Source organism: Microbacterium sp. CGR1 (assembly GCF_051062835.1).
In the GTDB taxonomy this organism is placed as follows: domain Bacteria; phylum Actinomycetota; class Actinomycetes; order Actinomycetales; family Microbacteriaceae; genus Microbacterium.
On sequence record NZ_JAOTPG010000001.1, the window covers coordinates 397307 to 416084 of the forward strand.

22 protein-coding genes are annotated in these 18778 nt (G+C 67.0%); 18 read left to right on the plus strand and 4 right to left on the minus strand.

The genetic code is table 11. The features are described 5' to 3' along the window. Window positions 1-16: 16 nt before the first annotated feature. Window positions 17-757, plus strand: coding sequence for a 4-hydroxy-tetrahydrodipicolinate reductase (gene dapB, locus OD997_RS01890; RefSeq protein WP_434330118.1), 741 nt, complete (start codon window positions 17-19; stop codon window positions 755-757). Continuing rightward, window positions 757-1191 (plus strand): hypothetical protein, encoded by a 435-nt coding sequence (locus tag OD997_RS01895; RefSeq protein WP_434332316.1) that lies wholly within the window; start codon window positions 757-759, stop codon window positions 1189-1191. The genes dapB and OD997_RS01895 overlap by 1 nt, the downstream gene beginning before the upstream one ends. 6 nt (window positions 1192-1197) lie before the next feature. Here the strand turns inward: OD997_RS01895 and OD997_RS01900 are convergent, their stop codons facing one another. The 3 genes from OD997_RS01900 to OD997_RS01910 form a co-directional block, all read right to left on the minus strand. Further along, window positions 1198-1623, minus strand: a complete 426-nt coding sequence (locus OD997_RS01900; RefSeq protein ID WP_056509444.1) for an OsmC family peroxiredoxin — start codon at window positions 1621-1623, stop codon at window positions 1198-1200. An 83-nt stretch (window positions 1624-1706) separates the two neighbouring features. Further along, entirely contained in the window at window positions 1707-2273 is a 567-nt protein-coding gene (locus OD997_RS01905) for a DUF4395 domain-containing protein (RefSeq protein WP_434330119.1), read from the minus strand. Window positions 2274-2295: 22 nt separating this feature from the next. Further along, on the minus strand, window positions 2296-2709 hold the full coding sequence (locus OD997_RS01910) for a thioredoxin family protein (RefSeq protein WP_434330120.1): 414 nt from the start codon (window positions 2707-2709) through the stop codon (window positions 2296-2298). A gap of 96 nt (window positions 2710-2805) precedes the next feature. Here OD997_RS01910 and OD997_RS01915 point away from each other — a divergent pair, with 96 nt between their 5' ends. The 3 genes from OD997_RS01915 to OD997_RS01925 are packed head-to-tail and all read left to right on the plus strand — an operon-like array spanning window position 2806 to window position 4849. Then, a complete protein-coding gene (locus tag OD997_RS01915) occupies window positions 2806-3615 on the plus strand; it encodes a thymidylate synthase (RefSeq protein WP_434330121.1) in 810 nt (269 codons plus the stop codon). After that, on the plus strand, window positions 3612-4088 hold the full coding sequence (locus OD997_RS01920) for a dihydrofolate reductase (protein WP_434330122.1): 477 nt from the start codon (window positions 3612-3614) through the stop codon (window positions 4086-4088). Before OD997_RS01915 ends, OD997_RS01920 begins: the two co-directional genes overlap by 4 nt. Continuing rightward, window positions 4088-4849: an SDR family NAD(P)-dependent oxidoreductase gene (locus tag OD997_RS01925; RefSeq protein WP_434330123.1), complete on the plus strand. Its 762-nt coding sequence runs from the start codon at window positions 4088-4090 to the stop codon at window positions 4847-4849. The genes OD997_RS01920 and OD997_RS01925 overlap by 1 nt, the downstream gene beginning before the upstream one ends. Window positions 4850-4909: 60 nt before the next feature. Here OD997_RS01925 and OD997_RS01930 read toward each other — a convergent pair whose 3' ends face one another. Then, window positions 4910-5449 (minus strand): NUDIX domain-containing protein, encoded by a 540-nt coding sequence (locus OD997_RS01930; protein WP_434330124.1) that lies wholly within the window; start codon window positions 5447-5449, stop codon window positions 4910-4912. Between the two features lie 36 nt (window positions 5450-5485). On the opposite strand from OD997_RS01930, the gene OD997_RS01935 reads away from it, so the two are divergent. The 13 genes from OD997_RS01935 to miaA all read left to right on the plus strand — a co-directional run bounded on the left by OD997_RS01935 (window position 5486) and on the right by miaA (window position 18725). Then, window positions 5486-5932, plus strand: a complete 447-nt coding sequence (locus OD997_RS01935) for an EF-Tu/IF-2/RF-3 family GTPase (RefSeq protein ID WP_434330125.1) — start codon at window positions 5486-5488, stop codon at window positions 5930-5932. Window positions 5933-5961: 29 nt separating this feature from the next. Beyond that, the gene (gene dapA / locus OD997_RS01940) at window positions 5962-6939 is read left to right on the plus strand and encodes a 4-hydroxy-tetrahydrodipicolinate synthase (protein WP_056308113.1); all 978 of its coding nucleotides are present in this window, start codon (window positions 5962-5964) and stop codon (window positions 6937-6939) included. A gap of 68 nt (window positions 6940-7007) precedes the next feature. Continuing rightward, window positions 7008-8684, plus strand: coding sequence for a ribonuclease J (locus OD997_RS01945; protein ID WP_434330126.1), 1677 nt, complete (start codon window positions 7008-7010; stop codon window positions 8682-8684). 67 nt (window positions 8685-8751) lie between these two features. Then, on the plus strand, window positions 8752-9246 hold the full coding sequence (locus OD997_RS01950; RefSeq protein WP_434330127.1) for a GNAT family N-acetyltransferase: 495 nt from the start codon (window positions 8752-8754) through the stop codon (window positions 9244-9246). 82 nt (window positions 9247-9328) lie between these two features. Then, entirely contained in the window at window positions 9329-12070 is a 2742-nt protein-coding gene (locus OD997_RS01955) for a DNA translocase FtsK (protein WP_434330128.1), read from the plus strand. After that, entirely contained in the window at window positions 12070-12645 is a 576-nt protein-coding gene (gene pgsA, locus OD997_RS01960) for a CDP-diacylglycerol--glycerol-3-phosphate 3-phosphatidyltransferase (protein WP_434330129.1), read from the plus strand. Before OD997_RS01955 ends, pgsA begins: the two co-directional genes overlap by 1 nt. Further along, window positions 12642-13124, plus strand: coding sequence for a CinA family protein (locus tag OD997_RS01965; protein ID WP_434330130.1), 483 nt, complete (start codon window positions 12642-12644; stop codon window positions 13122-13124). The genes pgsA and OD997_RS01965 overlap by 4 nt, the downstream gene beginning before the upstream one ends. Window positions 13125-13265: 141 nt before the next feature. Then, window positions 13266-13574: a helix-turn-helix domain-containing protein gene (locus OD997_RS01970; protein ID WP_056509484.1), complete on the plus strand. Its 309-nt coding sequence runs from the start codon at window positions 13266-13268 to the stop codon at window positions 13572-13574. A gap of 22 nt (window positions 13575-13596) precedes the next feature. Continuing rightward, entirely contained in the window at window positions 13597-13821 is a 225-nt protein-coding gene (locus OD997_RS01975; protein ID WP_434330131.1) for a DUF3046 domain-containing protein, read from the plus strand. A 265-nt stretch (window positions 13822-14086) separates the two neighbouring features. Further along, window positions 14087-15130 carry a recombinase RecA gene (gene recA / locus OD997_RS01980; RefSeq protein ID WP_056509487.1) on the plus strand — a complete coding sequence of 348 codons (1044 nt, stop codon included), beginning with the start codon at window positions 14087-14089 and terminating at the stop codon, window positions 15128-15130. Window positions 15131-15589: 459 nt separating this feature from the next. After that, window positions 15590-16105, plus strand: coding sequence for a regulatory protein RecX (locus OD997_RS01985; protein ID WP_434330132.1), 516 nt, complete (start codon window positions 15590-15592; stop codon window positions 16103-16105). A 119-nt stretch (window positions 16106-16224) separates the two neighbouring features. Beyond that, the gene (gene miaB / locus OD997_RS01990; protein WP_434330133.1) at window positions 16225-17772 is read left to right on the plus strand and encodes a tRNA (N6-isopentenyl adenosine(37)-C2)-methylthiotransferase MiaB; all 1548 of its coding nucleotides are present in this window, start codon (window positions 16225-16227) and stop codon (window positions 17770-17772) included. Next, window positions 17769-18725, plus strand: coding sequence for a tRNA (adenosine(37)-N6)-dimethylallyltransferase MiaA (gene miaA / locus OD997_RS01995; protein ID WP_434330134.1), 957 nt, complete (start codon window positions 17769-17771; stop codon window positions 18723-18725). Before miaB ends, miaA begins: the two co-directional genes overlap by 4 nt. Window positions 18726-18778: the final 53 nt, after the last annotated feature.

Sequence of the window (18778 nt, forward strand, 5' to 3'; positions counted from 1 at the left end):
GAAATAGACTGAACGTATGACCACGCAGGTAGCACTCGTCGGCGGCACCGGAAAGCTCGGCTCGATCATCCACGCGGTGATCGATGAGCTCGAGGGCTTCGAGGTGAGTCGTGTGCTCACCTCTCGAAGCGACCTCTCCGAATTGGAGGGCGCGGGTCTGGTGATCGATGCGACCACGCCTCAGGTGAGCGTCGACGTGGTGCGGGCTGCGGTCGAACGGCAGATCAATGTGCTGGTCGCCACGTCCGGCTGGTCGTCGGAGCGTATCGCTCTCGTGCGCCCGCTCGTCGACAATGCCGGCACAGGCGTCGTCTTCATCCCGAACTTCTCGCTCGGGTCCGTGCTCGGGTCCGCCCTCGCAGCGGCCGCGGCACCCTTCTTCGGCTCTGCCGAGATCATCGAGGCGCACCACGAGGCCAAGGTCGATTCGCCGAGCGGCACGGCGGTTCGCACCGCAGAGCTGATCGCGGCCGCACGTGCGGAGCAGGGACCGGTGAGCGCCCCGCATGCCGATCAGCGCGCGCGAGGCCAGCAGGTCGGCAGCGTACCGATCCATTCGCTGCGTCGCCCCGGCGTGATCGCCAAGCAGGAGGTGATCCTCTCCGGCCCCGGGGAGTCGCTGACCTTCACTCACGACACCGTGGATCCCGCCCTCGCATACGCGCCAGGCATCCGTCTCGCCGTCCCCTTCGCAGCCAGTGCATCCGGCGTGTTCGTCGGTCTGGAGAGCATGATCGACATCGGCCTCCGCTCGTGATGTCGCGGATCGGCGTGGCCCTGATGGGCGCGGCGCTGCTCGTCTATCTGGCCGTCGCGGTCTGGCTGGCCGTGATGTTCTTCGCCGTCGGGACCGCCGTGTCGATCGGAATGGGGGTCGCGCTCATCGTGCTCGCCCCCATCGGCGCATGGGCTCTCGTGCGTGAGATGCAGTTCGGCTTCGGGGCTGATCGGCTGGGGCGTCAGCTCGATGCCGAGGGTGGCATGCCCGAGGCGGAGACCGAGCTCACCCCCAGCGGGCGGATCGCCCGCGCGGACGCCGATCCGATGATTCAGCGGTATGCCGCGGACGCGGATGCGGCACCGGGGGATTGGCGGGCACGCTATCGCCTGGGCGTCGTGCAGGATGCGGCGGGCCGTCGCAAGGACGCTCGCGCCAGCATCCGCGAGGCGATCCGCCTCGCTCGGGACTGACCCGGTTCAGGCGAGCGTGGCCTCGAGGGTGATCTCGATCCCGGCGAGAGCCTGAGACACCGGGCAGCCGACCTTGGCCTCGGCCGCGATCGTCTGGAACGCCTCGGGAGTGAGTCCGGGAACGACCGCGTTGACGTTGAGGTGGCTTCCGGTGATTCCGACACCCGGCTTGAAGGTGACCGACGCGCTGGTGTTGACGCGCTCAGGCGGGGTGCCGTTCTCGGAGAGAGCGTGCGAGAGGGCCATGCTGAAGCAGGAGGCGTGAGCCGCGGCGATCAGCTCTTCCGGCGTGGTGGTGGTGTCGCTGCCTTCGCTGCGGGCCTTCCAGTTGATCGGGAAGGTGCCGAGCTTCGACGAGGAGAAGGCGACGGTGCCCGAGCCCTCCGCGAGGGATCCGGTCCAGGTGGTGGTGGCTTCACTGGTGACGGGCATGATTCCTCCGGTTCTCGCGCCGCGGGAGATGCGCTCGCGTGTGTGGCCAGCCTATCGACCGGGTGCGCTCGGCGGAACCATGCTCAGGCAGCGGATGGCGTCCGTCCGAGGATGCCGGCACGCTGCAGCAGCAGGTAGATCTGGCAGCCGAGGCAGAACGAGAACGCGGCGTTGAGGAAGGCGGCGATGAACGCGGCGGCCGTCGCGATCGGCAGCGCCCACGGCACGCCGACGACATGCAGGACGAGCCCGATCGTGACCACGAAGAGCCCGACGCCCTGAGCGAAGCGTGGAGGGCGAGGGTCCTCGAGCTCGGTGGGCGGTGCGAGCCGCGGCCGCACGAACCGGCGGAACACGGCGCCCCACGGTGCCGTCGCGGGGGACAGCACGCTCCAGAGGAAGAGCAGGGCGATGACCACCGTGAGGAGGAAGCCGGGATCGAGTGCGCGCTGGGCGGGGGATGCCGCGACGATCGCCCAGGTGTCCGAGGTGAAGTCCGTCGCCGCGAGCGGCTGGTAGGCGAACCAGCCGAAGGACCTCGCCGTCGAGATGCCGATGAGCCCGAGGAACGTCGCGACGAGCAGCAGCACGGTCGTGATCGTCGCGGCGAAGCGCGGTCCACGGGGGTCGATACCTGCGGGAGTGGTCATCTCTGCTCCAGTCATTTCCGCCTCAGACGGCGGCGAGTGCTTCGGTGATCGCGTGGCGGTGTGGTACGCCGTGGAATCGTGCGCGGACGGCGCCTGAGCCGTCGACGACGAACGTCGTCGGGGTCTGCAGGACCTTGTACCTCGCCGAGAGGTCTGGCCGATGCGTGAGGTCGACCTCGAGGTGATGCAGGCCGTCGGCGTCTGCGACGTAGCTCGACAGCATCCTGCGCACTTGAGGGCACCGCGCGCACATCTCCGTGCTGAACTGCACAAGCGTGGCGCGCGAGCCGAGTCGATCGGCATTCGCATCGGTGGGATCGAACAGGAGATGGCCACCACCTCGCCGTCGTCCGTCGAGGAGCCGCAGCACGATCCCGACGACGGCGGCGATCACGAGGAGCGCACCGATCACGGCGAGGGCGATTCCGGGCGACATGGATAGAGGATAAGGGCCGTTCGGAGACGCCGGGGCCGATGTGTCGCATCGTGACGAACGGACTCTCGGTCCTCGTGGGCGGGTAGTCTGGCAGACATGAGCGCAGCCGTCCCGACGCCGTATGAAGACCTGCTCCGCGACGTGCTGGAGTCCGGCACCCACAAGTCGGATCGCACGGGCACGGGGACCACCAGCGTCTTCGGTCGGCAGATCCGCTTCGACCTCTCGCAGGGCTTCCCGCTGATCACGACGAAGCGCGTGCACTTCAAGTCGATCGCCTACGAGCTCCTCTGGTTCCTCAGGGGTGACTCCAACGTCAAGTGGCTCCAGGACAACGGCGTCACGATCTGGGACGAGTGGGCCGACGCGTCGGGTGATCTCGGACCCGTCTACGGCGTGCAGTGGCGGTCCTGGCCGACGCCCGACGGCGAGAGCATCGACCAGTTGAGCGAGGTGATCGATCAGATCCGCAAGGCGCCGGACTCCCGACGCCTGATCGTCTCGGCGTGGAACCCCGCGGACATCCCCGACATGGCACTCGCCCCGTGCCACGCGCTCTTCCAGTTCTACGTCGCAGACGGCAAGCTCTCCTGCCAGCTCTACCAGCGCAGCGCCGATCTGTTCCTCGGCGTCCCGTTCAACATCGCCTCCTACGCCCTGCTGACTCTGATGGTCGCGCAGCAGGTCGGGCTCGAGCCGGGCGACTTCGTCTGGACGGGTGGCGACTGCCACATCTACGACAACCACCTCGAGCAGGTGCGCGAGCAGCTGAGTCGCGAGGCGTATCCCTACCCGTCGCTGCGCTTCGCCCGGAAGCCGGAGTCGGTCTTCGACTACACCTACGACGACTTCATCGTCGAGGACTACCAGCACCACGCCCCGATCAGGGCGGCGGTGGCGGTGTGACGTGGGTCGGCCTGATCTGGGCCGAAGCGCAGGGCGGTGTCATCGGAGCCGAAGGCGGAATGCCGTGGAACGTCCCCGAAGATCTCGCGCACTTCAAGGAGAAGACCTTCGGGGCGCCCGTGATCATGGGGCGCAAGACGTGGGACTCGCTGCCTGAACGGTTCCGCCCGCTCCCCGGACGCGAGAACATCGTCATCACGCGCCAGCAGGACTGGACCGAAGAGGGCGTCAGGCGCGCAGCCACAGTCACCGATGCGGTGCGCGGACACGAGAGGGTCTGGATCATCGGAGGAGCCGAGATCTTCCGGCTCGTGATCGCCGATGCCGACCGTCTCGAAGTCACTGAGCTCGACCTCGACGTCGCGGGCGATGCCTACGCCCCATCGAAGACCGGGTGGCGACTGGTCGACGAGGGGGAGTGGCAGACCTCCCGATCCGGAGTCCGCTTCCGTTTCCTGGGATACGAGCGCTGATGCCCACCGCACTGATCACCGGCGCGAGCGCAGGGCTCGGCGTCGAGTTCGCCCGCCAGCTCGCCCGTCGCCGCGCCGACCTCGTGCTCGTCGCCCGGTCGACGGATGCTCTAGAGAGCGTCGCGGCGGAGCTGCGCAGCGAATACGGCGTCGCGGTCGAGATCCTCGTCGCGGATCTCTCCGAGGATGCCGATGTGCGCCGCGTCGCCGACCGCCTCCGCGACGCCTCCGACCCGGTGGATCTCCTGATCAACAACGCCGGCTTCGGGCTGCCGCTGCAGTTCGCCGACAACGACGTCGACGACGAGGTGCGGCATCTTCGCGTCCATGTCGAGGCATCGATGCGTCTCATGCATGCGGCGCTCGGGTCGATGCGCGGCCGCGGTGGCCGGATCATCAATGTGGCCTCGGTCGCCGGATTCATCTCCCGCTCGACGTACTCGGCCTGCAAGAGCTGGCTCATCGGGTTCAGTCGTTGGGCGAACGTCGAGTACGCCGCCGACAGGGTCAGCGTGACCGCGGTCTGTGCCGGTTTCACGCACACGACCTTCCACGAGCGGATGGGGCTCGCGCCGGGGCACGAGGGCGTCCCGGCGTTCATGTGGCTGGATGCACGTGATGTCGTCCGCGAAGGACTCCGCGATGCGGCGCGAGGCAGGGCCGTATCGATCCCGTCGCTGCGCTACAAGGCGATCGTCGCGATCGCGAGTCTGCTGCCGAGCGCCGTGACCTCCGGCGTCGCAAGACGAGGGCGCGTCTGAGCCGAACGCCGCTCGCGCCCCGGTGCGGACGCGTGGTGCGCGTACCAGGGCGCTACGAGATCAGCGGAATCTGCCCAGACGGATGCCGGCGTAGGCGATCGCCGCCACGGTCTCCCCATCGGTGATCAGGCCGTCGGCGATCATTGCGAGCACCTCGGAGAACGGCACCCAGGCGACGGCGTCGATGCCCTCTTCCTCCTGGGTGTGCGTCGAGTCGTCAACCGGAGTCAGGCCGCGGGCGAGGAACACGTGCTCGGGGGCGTGGGCGATCCCGTTCAGCGCGTTCATGGTTCCGAGCGACGTCCAGTCCTCGGCGACGAAGCCCGTCTCCTCGAGCAGCTCGCGCTGCGCGGCCGCGAGCGGGTCCTCGCCGTCGCTTCCTCCGGCAGGCACCTCGATCGAGACGCCGGTCGTGTAGCGCTCGAGCGTGATGAGGCAGACACGGTCCTCGTCATCGAGCGCGACCACGAAGACCGCTGGATGCCGCATGGTCACCACGCCGTAGATCCCGTCGCCCCCGGGCCCGGTGACCTGGTCCTCCCGAACCTCGATCCACCGGTTCTCGTACACCGTCGACGACTCGCGTGTGACCCATGCCATGGAGTCGAGCCTATGCGGATCCCTAGGATCGACGGCATGGGATGGTTGTTCGGCAGGAAGCGTGACTCAGACGACGCCAACGAGGTGCTCCGGCGATACAACGATGCGGAAGCCGCGCGCTTGGCTGCGATGACCTCCGGAGCCGCGGGGGAGACGGAGAGCGGCGACGGAACTCCCGTTCCGGCGTCGACTCCGCTGTCGGTGTCTTCGGGGTCGACCGAGTTCCTGGTGGAGGACGTCTTCACCATCACCGGGCGGGGAACAGTCGCGACAGGCACGGTCAGGTCGGGGGTGCTGAGGGTGGACGACGACATCGTGGTGCTGCGTGACAGTGCTCCGCAGGCGCGCACTCGGATCACCGGGATCGAGATGTTCCGGAAGCACGTGGACGAGGTCGCCGTCGGTGAGCTGGCGGGCCTGGTCCTCCGAGAGAAGATCGCGATCGCCCGCGGAGATGTCATCCGTCGCACCTCGTCTGGGTGAGCGGCACGCGAACCGATACGCTTGGGGGCATGACGCACTCGGGCAACCCTTTCGGACAGGTTCTCGTCGCGCTCGTCACTCCGATGACGGCCGACGGTGAAGTCGATTGGCCCGCCGTCGAGAAGCACATCGATGACGTCATCACCGCCGGTGCTGACGGAATCGTCGTGACGGGAACGACCGGCGAGACCTCGACTCTGACGGACCCCGAGAAGCTCAAGCTCGTCGAGATCGGCAAGTCGGTCTCGGCCGGTCGCGCCAAGATCATCACGGGTGGCGGGTCCAACGAGACCGCGCATGCGATCGAACTGTACAAGGCCAGCGAGAAGGCCGGCGCCGACGGCATCATGATCGTCACGCCCTATTACAACAAGCCCACGCAGGCCGGCATCCTGACCCACTTCCGTCTGGTGGCCGATGCCACCGACCTCCCGGTGATCCTCTACGACATCCCGGGGCGAACGGGCGTGCCCATCAAGTACGAGACGATCCTGAGACTCGCCAAGCACCCGAACATCCTCGCCGTGAAGGACGCCAAGGGCGACTTCTCCGAGGTGAGCCGCGTGCTCAACCAGACCGACCTCATGTACTTCTCGGGCGACGACGCGAACGTGCTGCCGCACCTCGCGATCGGCGCGACCGGTCTGATCGGTGTGACCGCGAACATCGCGGCGACTCCGTACCGCACGATCATCGACGCCGTGAACCGCGGCGACCTCACGACCGCGACCGCGGAGCACAAGCGGCTGGAGCCGCTCGTGCGCGCCGTCATGACGCACGTGCCCGGCACCGTCGCGGCCAAGTACATCCTGCACGGACTCGGACGTATCTCGAGCCCGCGCGTCCGTCTGCCGCTGGTCGGTCCCGAAGAGTGGGAGGCCGCCCTCATCGAGGACGAGCTCGATCTCGTGAAAGACGTCCCCGGCGCCGACTTCTCCAACTTCCGCCCCGACCGCAACGCGGCCGCGGGCGGTGCCCTGCCCAAGGTGCACGGCACGACTCGCTGACACCCGGCGCGGTGAGCCGCGTCACCATGAACGAACGGACGCGTCGAGTGTCCGACTGAGGAGACACCATGTCCATCCCGCTCGCAGAACCCGCAGCACTCGACGAGGGGACGCTGCGGGTCACTCCGCTCGGCGGCCTCGGCGAGATCGGCCGCAACATGACGATCTTCGAGTTCGACGGCAAGATCCTGATCGTCGACTGCGGTGTGCTGTTCCCCGAGGAGCACCAGCCGGGTGTCGACCTGATCCTTCCCGACTTCGAGCCGATCAAGGGGCGTCTCGACGACATCGTCGGCGTCGTGCTCACGCACGGTCATGAGGATCACATCGGCGCGGTTCCCTACCTGCTGCGTCTGAAGAGCGATATTCCCGTGATCGGATCGGGTCTCACGCTCGCGCTGGTCGAGGCGAAGCTCAAGGAGCACCGCATCAAGGCCTTCACCCTCACCGTGAAGGAGGGACAGCGCGAACAGGTCGGACCCTTCGATCTCGAGTTCGTGGCGGTCAACCACTCGATCCCTGATGCGCTGGCCGTCGCGATCCGCACGCCCGCCGGGCTCGTTCTGGCGACCGGTGACTTCAAGATGGACCAGCTGCCGCTCGACGGTCGTATCACCGACCTCCGGGCGTTCGCGCGCCTCGGCGAAGAGGGAGTCGACCTGTTCCTCGTCGACTCCACGAACGCGGACGTACCCGGCTTCACGCCGACCGAGCGCTCGATCGGACCGGTGCTCGATCAGGTGATCGGCAAGGCTCCGCGCCGCGTGATCGTCGCGAGCTTCTCGAGCCACGTCCATCGCGTGCAGCAGGTCCTCGATGCGGCTCACGCACACGGACGCCGTGTCGCGCTGCTCGGGCGGAGCATGCTGCGCAACATGACCATCGCCGAAGACCTCGGCTACCTCAAGGTGCCGAGCGGCCTGCTGATCGACTACAAGAAGGCGAAGGATCTCCCCGACGACAAGATCGTCTACATGTCCACGGGGTCGCAGGGCGAGCCGATGGCCGTGCTCAGCCGCATGGCCAACCTCGATCACGCGATCGAGCCTGGCCCGGGCGACACCGTCATCCTGGCGTCGAGCCTGATCCCCGGAAACGAGAACGCCGTCTACCGCGTGATCGACGGACTGACCAAGCTCGGCGCGAACGTCGTGCACAAGGCGAACGCCAAGGTCCACGTCTCGGGGCACGCCGCCGCCGGCGAGCTGATCTACTGCTACAACATCCTCAAGCCGAAGAACGTCCTCCCTGTCCACGGCGAGTACCGGCACCTGATCGCCAACGCGAAGCTGGCCCAGGACACGGGAGTCGAGCCCGAGCGCACGATCATCGCGTCGAACGGCACGGTGATCGACCTGAAGGACGGCGACGCCCGCGTGGTCGGCCAGCTCGACCTCGGCTTCGTCTACGTCGACGGCTCCACCGTCGGAGCGATCACGGACGCCGACCTCAAGGACCGTCGCATCCTCGCCGAGGAGGGCTTCGTCTCCATCATCGTCGTGGTCGATGCGCAGACCGGGCGGATCATCTCCGGCCCCGAGATCCACGCACGGGGCATCGCGGAAGACGACTCGGTGTTCGACGACGTGACCCCCAAGATCATCGCGGCGCTCAAGGAGGCCTCCGGCAACGGAGTTCGTGACACCCATGCGCTGTCGCAGGTCATCCGCCGGACAATCGGACGCTGGGTCAACCAGAAGCTCCGCCGTCGGCCGATGATCGTCCCCCTCGTCATCGAGGCCTGACCACAGTGGTCGCGCGTTCACAGTCGGACGACACCCGGCTGTAACGCGCGCACCGTATGCTCTGGACATGTCGGACGCCTTCTCGATCAGGCCCGCCGCCCAGGCGGACGGGAGCTTCCTCGGCGACATGGTCGTGGAGGCTGCGAACTGGCGTTCGGGTGGGGCGCGGGCCCGTCACGAGATACTCACCGCCCCCGAGCACCGACGCTACGTCGCCGGGTGGATGCGCCCCGCGGATGCGGGCTTCGTCGCGGTCGACTCGGATGACAGGCCGATCGGGGCAACCTGGTATCGGATGCTGTCGCAGGACGATCCGGGGTTCGGTTTCGTCGGAACGGCCGTGCCGGAACTCATCATCGGCGTGCAGCCCATCTGGCGCGCGCACGGAGTCGGTCGCGCGTTGCTCCGCAGGCTCGTCGTCCACGCCCGTGAGCAGGGGCATCCGCGGCTGAGTCTGAGTGTGGAACGCGACAACTTCGCGCGGACCCTTTATCGGTCAGAGGGATTCGTGGTCACGGACATCGGAGAGGTCCGCGACACGATGGTTCATCGGATGTCCTGAGCGCCACCGTCGGGCTCGGGCGAAGACTCCGGAAAGCCGCGTCATTACGGGGAATGTCGGCCTCTGGTCGTAACGTGAGAGTATGGCCAGGAGTACCACGAAGTCAGCGCGCGCGTCCCAGAACGCCACGCCTCGCCCCAAGAGGCAGACCGCTCCGAAGGCTCAGGCTGCGCCGAAGAAGTACATCGACGAACTCGATAAGCCTCCCGTCGCTGTGCGCGCGTGGGTCGGTCTCGCCCACGGCGTCGGCGGGCTCTTCCGCGCGTTCGGTCCCGAGACCCTCGAGAAGGATGATCGGCGCGACGGCTTCCCGTTCCTGCTGGTTCTGCTCGCGATCGCCGGCGCGGTCAACGAATGGTTTTTCATCGGCAACGAGGTCGCTGCCAACATCAGCGCTTACTCGGTCGGTCTGCTGGTCGGTCGCGTCGCCTTCGTGATGCCGGTGCTGCTCCTGCTGCTCGCGGGGTGGCTGTTCCGGCATCCGTCCTCGGTGCACGACAACGGCCGCATCGGAATCGGATTCGGCCTCTTCGTGCTGACGCTTGCGGGCTTCTGCCACATCGCCGCCGGCCGTGCCGATTCGGCAGGACTGCTCGTGCGCGCGCAGCCCAAGGATGGCATGCCGGCTCTGAGCGAGGCCGGCGGTCTGTTCGGGTGGATGGTCGGCGAGCCCCTCTCATATCTCACCCCGGTGGGTGCATACATCGTGCTCGCCCTCCTCGCGGGGCTCAGCGTGCTGATCCTCACCAAGACGCCGCCGAACCGGATCGGCCAGCGACTGGGTGACCTGTACGCGTGGATGTTCGATGCCGAGCGCACCGAGAAGCCTGCGAAGGATGCCGCCGCGATCGACGAGGCCGACAAGGTCGACGATCCGGATGTCCTGCCCTGGTGGCGGCGCAACAAGACGGGCCGTGAAGAAGACCCCGACGAGGGCACTCTCGGCTCCGACGACATCACCGCTCTGCTCACGACGTCCGAGCCGACGCCGGCCTACGACCAGGCCGTCGTCGTGGAGAACCCTTCGGACGCCGCGACCGAGGTGCTCTCCGACGTCCGGTCGGTGACGGAGTCGCTGGCGGGGCAGCAGACGACCGCCCTCCTCGACGACGAGTCCGATACCGGCGAGGTTCCCGAGCTGCCGGGACTCGACGGCTTCGGAACCGCCGGACCGGGGGAGCGGGGCCCTCAGGCGCCCGTGGCTCCGTACATCCTGCCGTCGCCAGGGCTGCTGGTCGAGGGGCCGCCTCCGGTCGCCAGGTCCGAGGCCACGGACAAGGTGATCGAGCAGATCACGAGCGTGCTGACGCAGTTCAAGGTCGACGCGAAGGTGACCGGCTTCTCGCGGGGGCCGACGGTCACGCAGTACGAGGTCGAGGTCGGACACGGCGTCAAGGTCGAGAAGATCCTCCAGCTGAGCAACAACTTCGCCTATGCCGTCGCCTCCAACGACGTGCGCATCCTCTCGCCGATCCCCGGCAAGAGTGCCATCGGCATCGAGATCCCCAACGCCGACAAAGAGATGGTCGCGCTCGGCGACGTGCTGAGGTCGCCGGCTGCGCACAAGAGCACCCATCCGATGACGATCGGCGTCGGCAAAGACGTCGGTGGCAACATCGTCATCGCGAACCTCGCGAAGATGCCCCACCTGCTCGTCGCGGGTTCGACCGGCTCCGGCAAGTCGAGCTTCGTGAACTCGATGATCACGAGCCTGCTCATGCGGGCACGCCCGACGGACGTCCGGATGGTCCTCATCGACCCGAAGCGCGTCGAGCTCACGAGCTATGCGGGCGTTCCACACCTGATCACGCCCATCATCACGAACCCGAAGAAGGCGGCCGAGGCGCTGCAGTGGGTCGTGAAGGAGATGGACATGCGGTACGACGACCTCGCGTCGTTCGGCTTCCGCCACATCGACGACTTCAACCGCGCAGTCCGCGCCGGCGAGGTCGAGCTCCCGGTCGGGAGCGAGCGCGTGCTCAAGCCCTACCCATACCTCTTGGTGGTCGTCGACGAGCTCGCCGACCTGATGATGGTCGCCCCGCGCGACGTCGAGGATTCGATCGTGCGCATCACGCAGCTGGCACGTGCGTCCGGCATCCATCTGGTGCTCGCCACTCAGCGACCGAGCGTCGACGTCGTCACCGGTCTCATCAAGGCCAACGTGCCCTCGCGTCTCGCCTTCGCGGTGACCAGCGTCACCGACAGTCGCGTGATCCTCGACAGCCCCGGCGCCGACAAGCTGATCGGTCAGGGTGACGCCCTGTTCTCGCCGATGGGCTCATCGAAGCCGTTCCGTCTGCAGGGAGCGTGGGTCGACGAGAAGGAGATCGACGCGGTCGTCAAGCACGTGACCCGCCAGGCGCGCCCCGACTACCGTGCGGACGTGCAGGAGGCGATGGAGCCCGCCAAGAAGAAGGAGGTCGACGAGGACATCGGAGACGACCTCGAGCTCCTTCTCGCGGCCGCCGAGCTGATCGTGTCGTCGCAGTTCGGGTCGACCTCGATGCTGCAGCGCAAGCTGCGGGTCGGCTTCGCAAAGGCCGGTCGACTGATGGACCTGCTGGAGTCGCGCGAGATCGTCGGCCCCTCCGAGGGATCGAAGGCACGCGATGTGCTGGCGACGGCCGAGCAGCTCCCGCAGGTCATGGCGAAACTCCGAGGTGACGACGTCCCGGCGAAGCCGGCGGCGCCTGCCCCTCAGTCGGCCACTGCCGCGGGAGCGCCGCACGATCCGGTCGAAGCCCAGTTCCAGGGGCTGCCGGTCGTCGAGGCTGACGGAGACGGCGACGAAGACGCCTGGGGATTGACGGGGCGCGACTGATGGCGATTCCCCGGCAGCTTCCCAATGCGATCACCGTCGCGCGCATCCCGCTCGCGGGCATCTTCTTCGTCCTGCTCCTCATCGGCGGAACATACGGCCTCGACGACCTCGTGATGCGGTGGATCTCGGCGGTGCTCTTCATCGTCGCGATCTCGACCGACTGGGTCGACGGCTACCTCGCTCGTCGATACGACATCGTCAGCGACTTCGGCAAGCTCTGGGATCCGATCGCCGACAAGCTGCTCACCGGCGCGGGCTTCGTCGGTCTCGCGGTGTTGGGCGAGCTGAACTGGTGGCTCGTCATCGTGATCCTGGTCCGTGAGGTCGGTATCACCGTTCATCGCCTCATCGTCGCGAAAGAGCACGTGGTCGCGGCGGCGTGGATGGGCAAGGTGAAGACGGCGGTTCAGGGAGTCGCTCTCTCCTGGGCACTTCTGCCGCTGCACGTGCTCATCGGACTCGGCCCCTGGGTCATCGTGACGGCGTTGCTGATGATCGTCGTGCTGATCCTCACGGTGGCGAGCGGGATCGATTACATCGTCGCGCAGGTGCGAGGCTCTCGGCAGTCGTCGTGACCTCGGCGTCGGAGGCTCTCGAAGGACTGGTGAGCCGCGGGTGGACGCTCGGGGTGGCAGAGTCCCTCACCGGCGGTGCCGTCGCATCCGAGCTCGTCTCCGTCGCCGGAGCGTCCGCGGTGTTGCTGGGTGCGGTCGTGGCGTATGCGACTCCTCTGAAGCACAGCCTGCTCGGCGTCGACGCGGATCTTCTCGCCACGCACGGAGCGGTGCACCCCGAGGTCGCCCGACAGATGGCTGACGGGGTGCGGCGCGCGGTGACCGTCGACGGTCGTCCTGCAGACGTCGGAGTCGCGACCACGGGGATCGCCGGGCCGGAGTCGCCCGACGGTCAACCGGTCGGAACGGTGCACATCGCCGTCGTGACGCCGACGGCGACCGTGATGGAGCCGCACGTGTTCCCCGGCGATCGCGCGGAGATCCGCGCGCAGGCCGTCGACGCGGCGCTCTCTCTTCTTGTTCGACTCGTCCGGGAATAGGTGGGCGATGACTTCCGTTGTCATGGATGTGCTCACACCGAAAGCACAGCGTGCGAAGGTAGATTTTGTGAAGGTCGGTAGGACTAGACTGGCGATCTCCTCGAGGGAGACCTCGGGAAGACGATCTGGGAGGAGGTTCCGATGATTCTTGTACGACAGGAAATCGGCGATGTGCTGAGGGACTTCCGCCTGCAGAAGGGGCGCACGCTCCGGCAGGTCGCAAGCAAGGCCTCTGTGGCACTCGGCTACCTCAGTGAGGTGGAGCGAGGTCAGAAAGAGGCATCGAGCGAGATCCTCGCCTCTGTGGCCGATGCGCTCGACGTTCCGATCTCGATCATCATGCGAGAGGTCGGAGACCGTATCTCCGTCCTCGAAGGCATCCAGGTGTTCCCGGACGTCGTTCCCGACGATCTGGTCGCCTCGATCGAGCCCGAGCTCTCGCTCCACTGAACGTCGAGGGTTCCCGCTCTTCATGCGTCGCAGTGAATTCCTCCGCGCCGTCGATGCGGAATTCGGTGGCCGGGGTTCGTCTCTCGTCAGTGATCTGGTCCTGACGCAGATCTCCGGTCGCACCGCCCACGAGGCTCTGGATGCGGGAGTGCCGCCGCGCGACATCTGGCTCGCGCTGTGTGCCGAGACGGACGTTCCGATCGAGCGCCGGCATGGCGCTGGTCGCCTGGAACCTCGCAAGAAGTGACCGTCTGACGCGTTCGACGCGTTCGGTCTCCCGACACGCCGATCCGGCGTGTTGTCGAAGATGTGTTCGAAACGGGCGTAGTCTTCTGCACAAGTGGTTCAGAGATCTTGTTCTCCCTGATTCCTGGTGCTGATGACTCAATGTCCGAGGTGCCTCGTACGGTGAAGACAAGCCGAAGAGCCATACGCCTTGTCGGAGAGTTCCGCCCAGCCGGGAGGACCGCGACAGCCTACAGGCGGCACCACGCGAGCATAAGGAGCCCGTCATGCCATCACCCGCTGACCGCGAGAAGTCCCTCGAGACCGCACTCGCTCAGATCGATCGCCAGTTCGGAAAGGGTTCCGTCATGCGGCTGGGCAGCGATGAGCGCGCCCCCGTCGCGGTCATCCCGACCGGCTCCATCGCCCTCGACGTCGCACTCGGCGTCGGCGGCCTCCCGCGTGGCCGTATCGTCGAGATCTACGGGCCGGAGTCCTCGGGTAAGACGACCCTCACGCTGCACGCGATCGCCAACGCCCAGCGTGCCGGTGGAATCGCCGCCTTCATCGACGCCGAGCACGCGCTCGACCCGGATTACGCAGCCAAGCTCGGTGTCGACATCGATGCCCTCCTCGTCTCGCAGCCGGACACCGGTGAGCAGGCCCTCGAGATCGCCGACATGCTCGTGCGCTCCGGCGCAATCGACCTGATCGTCATCGACTCCGTGGCGGCTCTCGTTCCGCGCGCTGAGATCGAGGGCGAGATGGGTGATTCGCACGTGGGTCTGCAGGCTCGACTCATGTCGCAGGCTCTGCGAAAGCTGACCGGTGGGCTCAACCAGACGAACACCACGATGATCTTCATCAACCAGCTGCGCGAGAAGATCGGCGTCTTCTTCGGGTCGCCGGAGACCACGGCCGGTGGAAAGGCGCTGAAGTTCTACGCGTCCGTCCGCATGGACATCCGTCGCATCGAGACCCTGAAGGACGGCACCGATGCAGTCGGAAACCGCACCAGGGTCAAGGTGGTCAAGAACAAGATGGCCCCGCCGTTCAAGCAGGCGGAGTTCGACATCCTGTACGGCGTCGGCATCTCGCGAGAAGGCAGCCTGATCGACTTCGGCGTCGAGCACGGCATCGTGAAGAAGTCGGGTTCCTGGTACACCTACGACGGTGATCAGCTCGGCCAGGGCAAGGAGAACGCTCGCACGTTCCTGCTCAAGAACCCGGACATCGCTCTCGCCATCGAGACTCAGATCAAGCAGAAGCTCGGAATCGGTGGCGCCGTCGAGGCTCCCGCGGACGAGCTCGCCGAGCGTCGCCCGGCGTGATCATGACGGTTCGAGGTCGTTCCGTGACCGGAGTAGGCCATGAGTGATGACGGGGGCGGGCAGGATCAGCTCGCCCCCGTCATTCCGCTGTTCGGACGGAAGGCCTCAGGCGAGACGTCGGCAGGCCGCGGCTCGGCGGGAGCGACGGAGCCAACGGTGCCCGAGTCGCCGGAGGGCGGTCGCTCCGAGCGGCACGCTTCCGCGGACGCCGGGCTCACAGGCTCTGAGCGACTCGGTGGAGACGGGCCCGCCCCAGTTGTTGACGCCCCGGCGTGGAACTCGACCTGGGGTGACGCCGGCCCGAAGACGCCTGTGACCCCAGCCGCGTCGATCGATTCTCGCGATCCGAGCGACCGACATCCGGCGCGCGGTGGGGTGGCACGATCTGCACCGCGGTTGCGGGCGTTGCAGCCGCAGGGCGGCCTCGACGGTGACATCGGAGGAGTCGATCCGACACGTGTGCGAGAAGCCGCAGAAGAACTCCTGGTGCGAAAGCTGCGCTCTCGATCGCTCTCGATCTCGGAGTCACGGACGGTTCTCAAGGGGTACGAGCACGACGGCACCAGGCTCGATTCCGGGGCTGTGGATGACATCCTCGACGACTTCTGCCGAAGGGGCTATCTCGACGATGCTCTGCTCGCCGGTCAGCTCGTCACGTCGGGTGTCGAACGCAAAGGTCAAGGTCGCGTCGCCCTGTCGCGTGCGCTGGCGCAGCGAGGTATTCCGCGTGACGTGGTCGACGCGGCGCTCGACGAGTTGCCGGACGACGACGCCGAGCGTGCTCTCGAGTACGCGCGCACCAAGGCGCGGGGGCTGTCTCGTCTCGACGGTGACACAGCGCTACGGCGTCTCGTCGGTCAGCTCTCCCGACGCGGCTACAACGGCTCGGTCGCGATGACCGCGGCGAAGACGGCTCTTGCGGAGGCATCGTTCGGGCGGCCATCATCCGGCGTCCGTTTCGTGGACTCCGACTGAGAGGTTCCCCTCCCACCGGGGATGACCAGGAGTCGCCTCACGAGGAGAGTACGCGCGCCGGGGCGACACATCGACGGACCGCGGACGGTGCGCGGATGCGCTCGTAGAATGGTGGGACCATGACTATCCCGCGCAGTGAGCCGACGATCATCAGTTCGTCGTCGGCAGCAATCGACGCCGACGGGCGCAGCCGCTCGTACGAAGTGCGCACCTTCGGGTGCCAGATGAACGTCCACGATTCCGAGCGGCTTTCAGGGTCCCTCGAGAGCGCAGGATACGTCCGTGCTTCCGAGGGAGCCGAGGCCGATGTCGTGATCATCAACACGTGCGCGGTGCGCGACAACGCTGCGGGGAAGCTCTACGGAACCCTCGGCCAGCTCGCAGGGGTCAAGCGCCGCAAAGACGGCATGCAGATCGCCGTCGGCGGATGCCTCGCTCAGATGGACAAGCAGGCTGTGCTCGACAAGGCGCCGTGGGTCGACGTCGTCTTCGGCACCCACAACATGGGCTCTCTTCCGGGGCTCCTCGAGCGTGCGCGTCACAACGGCGATGCCGAGCTCGAGATCCTGGAATCACTCGAGGTGTTCCCCTCGACTCTCCCGACCAAGCGTGACTCCGCACACAGCGGCTGGGTCTCCATCTCGGTCGGATGCAACAACACGTGCACCTTCTGCATCGTCCCCAGCCTCCGAGGCAAGGAGAAGGATCGCCGCCCGGGTGACATCCTGAACGAGATTCGTCTGCTCGTCGAGGACGGCGCCATCGAGGTCACGCTGCTCGGACAGAACGTCAACTCCTACGGAGTCGAGTTCGGCGACAGGCAGGCGTTCGGCAAGCTGCTCCGCGCCGCGGGCGAGATCGAGGGGCTGGAGCGCATCCGCTTCACGAGCCCGCATCCCGCGGCCTTCACCGATGATGTGATCGACGCCATGGCGGAGACTTCCAACGTCATGCCCCAGCTGCACATGCCGCTGCAGTCGGGCAGCGACAGGATCCTCAAGGCCATGCGCCGCTCCTACCGGAGTGAGAAGTTCCTCGGGATCCTCGATCGGGTGCGTGACCGCATCCCGAACGCCGCGATCACCACGGACATCATTGTCGGATTCCCCGGCGAGACTGACGAAGACTTCGAGGACACGATGCGCGTCGTCGAGAAGGCTCGCTTCTCGAGTGCATTCACCTTCCAGTACTCGATTCGCGAGGGCACCCCGGCGGCGACGATGGAGGATCAGGTCCCGAAGGCCGTCGTACAGGAGCGTTACAACCGACTCATCGCGCTTCAGGAGCGGATCTCGCTCGAGGAGAACCAGCAGCAGGTGGGCCGTGAGGTCGAGGTGCTCGTCTCCACGGGTGAGGGCAAGAAGGATGCCGAGACCCACCGCCTGACCGGTCGAGGCGAGGACAACAGGCTCGTCCACTTCGAGATCACTCCGGGCTCGGCAGTGCCGCGACCGGGCGATGTGGTGTCGGTGACGATCACCCATGCCGCACCCTTCCATCTTCTCGCAGACGATCCGAGCGGGGCGCCCCTGCGGATCCGACGTACCCGAGGCGGAGACGCCTGGGATCGGGCGCAGGCGGACTCCTGCGCCGTTCCGGCACCCAGCAGCGCAGACGGTCCCCGCGCGGTCTCCCTCGGCCTGCCGACGCTGCGGGTCGGCGTGTGACCACAGCTCTTCGACTGAGCGATCCGGAGGCGCCTGGAGCTCCCCGTTCGCCACGGTTATGGGCGATCGTCGGCGCGACGGGCACAGGCAAGAGCGATCTCGCTCTCGACCTCGCCGAGACACTCCGCGAGAGAGGCAACCCCGCAGAGATAGTGAATGCGGACGCGATGCAGCTCTACCGCGGCATGGACATCGGAACGGCGAAGCTCGCGCCTGGCGACCGCCGAGGGATCCCGCACCATCTCTTCGACGTCCGCGAGGTCGATGAAGAGGCCGCGGTGGCCTGGTACCAGCCTCTGGCCCGTGCTGCGGTCATGGACATCCAGGAACGCGGTGGAGATGCGATCCTCGTCGGCGGCTCGGGGCTGTACGTGTCCAGCGTCGTCTTCGACTTCAACTTCCCCCCGCGCGACCCCGTGATCCGCGAACGTCTCGAGCGTGAGCTCGAGATCGAGGGAGTCACCGTGCTGCTCGAGCGGCTGAGAACCCTCGATCCTGCGGCAGCCTCGAAGGTGGACCCTCGGAACGGCCGGCGCGTCATCCGCGCGCTCGAAGTCCTGGAACAGGGGAGTGCGACGCACGGCGCGGCGCTTCCCGAACAGCCGCCTCTCTGGCAGAACGACACACGACTGATCGGTCTGCACGTCGACCGCGGCACCCTCGTCGGCCGACTCGATGCCAGAGTCGACATCATGTGGGAGGCCGGTCTCCTCGACGAGGTGCGCACGCTGCGGGAGCACGGCCTCGAACGTGGCGCGACGGCGCCTCGGGCCATCGGGTACGCCCAGGCTCTCGGGCAGCTCGATGGGCGCCTGACCCGGGCCGAGGCGATCGAGGAGACGCAGGCGCTCACGCGCCGATATGCGCGCCGCCAGGTCTCGTGGTTCAAGAGATACCCCGGATTGACCTGGCACGAACCGCCGGTCGAGGCGGCCGAGCTTCTCGAGCCCTGATGCGCTCGGGTGGCCGCAGCCACGGACTCGGACTCGGACTCGGACTCGGACTC

What these genes read in the sequence shown, in the direction of transcription:
- dapB (WP_434330118.1), top strand. Translation starts at nt 17, where the DNA reads ATGACCACGCAGGTAGCACTCGTCGGCGGCACCGGAAAGCTCGGCTCG.
- OD997_RS01895 (WP_434332316.1), top strand. Translation starts at nt 757, where the DNA reads ATGTCGCGGATCGGCGTGGCCCTGATGGGCGCGGCGCTGCTCGTCTAT.
- OD997_RS01900 (WP_056509444.1), bottom strand. Translation starts at nt 1,623, where the DNA reads ATGCCCGTCACCAGTGAAGCCACCACCACCTGGACCGGATCCCTCGCG.
- OD997_RS01905 (WP_434330119.1), bottom strand. Translation starts at nt 2,273, where the DNA reads ATGACCACTCCCGCAGGTATCGACCCCCGTGGACCGCGCTTCGCCGCG.
- OD997_RS01910 (WP_434330120.1), bottom strand. Translation starts at nt 2,709, where the DNA reads ATGTCGCCCGGAATCGCCCTCGCCGTGATCGGTGCGCTCCTCGTGATC.
- OD997_RS01915 (WP_434330121.1), top strand. Translation starts at nt 2,806, where the DNA reads ATGAGCGCAGCCGTCCCGACGCCGTATGAAGACCTGCTCCGCGACGTG.
- OD997_RS01925 (WP_434330123.1), top strand. Translation starts at nt 4,088, where the DNA reads ATGCCCACCGCACTGATCACCGGCGCGAGCGCAGGGCTCGGCGTCGAG.
- OD997_RS01930 (WP_434330124.1), bottom strand. Translation starts at nt 5,449, where the DNA reads ATGGCATGGGTCACACGCGAGTCGTCGACGGTGTACGAGAACCGGTGG.
- OD997_RS01935 (WP_434330125.1), top strand. Translation starts at nt 5,486, where the DNA reads ATGGGATGGTTGTTCGGCAGGAAGCGTGACTCAGACGACGCCAACGAG.
- dapA (WP_056308113.1), top strand. Translation starts at nt 5,962, where the DNA reads ATGACGCACTCGGGCAACCCTTTCGGACAGGTTCTCGTCGCGCTCGTC.
- OD997_RS01945 (WP_434330126.1), top strand. Translation starts at nt 7,008, where the DNA reads ATGTCCATCCCGCTCGCAGAACCCGCAGCACTCGACGAGGGGACGCTG.
- OD997_RS01950 (WP_434330127.1), top strand. Translation starts at nt 8,752, where the DNA reads ATGTCGGACGCCTTCTCGATCAGGCCCGCCGCCCAGGCGGACGGGAGC.
- OD997_RS01955 (WP_434330128.1), top strand. Translation starts at nt 9,329, where the DNA reads ATGGCCAGGAGTACCACGAAGTCAGCGCGCGCGTCCCAGAACGCCACG.
- pgsA (WP_434330129.1), top strand. Translation starts at nt 12,070, where the DNA reads ATGGCGATTCCCCGGCAGCTTCCCAATGCGATCACCGTCGCGCGCATC.
- OD997_RS01970 (WP_056509484.1), top strand. Translation starts at nt 13,266, where the DNA reads ATGATTCTTGTACGACAGGAAATCGGCGATGTGCTGAGGGACTTCCGC.
- OD997_RS01975 (WP_434330131.1), top strand. Translation starts at nt 13,597, where the DNA reads ATGCGTCGCAGTGAATTCCTCCGCGCCGTCGATGCGGAATTCGGTGGC.
- recA (WP_056509487.1), top strand. Translation starts at nt 14,087, where the DNA reads ATGCCATCACCCGCTGACCGCGAGAAGTCCCTCGAGACCGCACTCGCT.
- miaB (WP_434330133.1), top strand. Translation starts at nt 16,225, where the DNA reads ATGACTATCCCGCGCAGTGAGCCGACGATCATCAGTTCGTCGTCGGCA.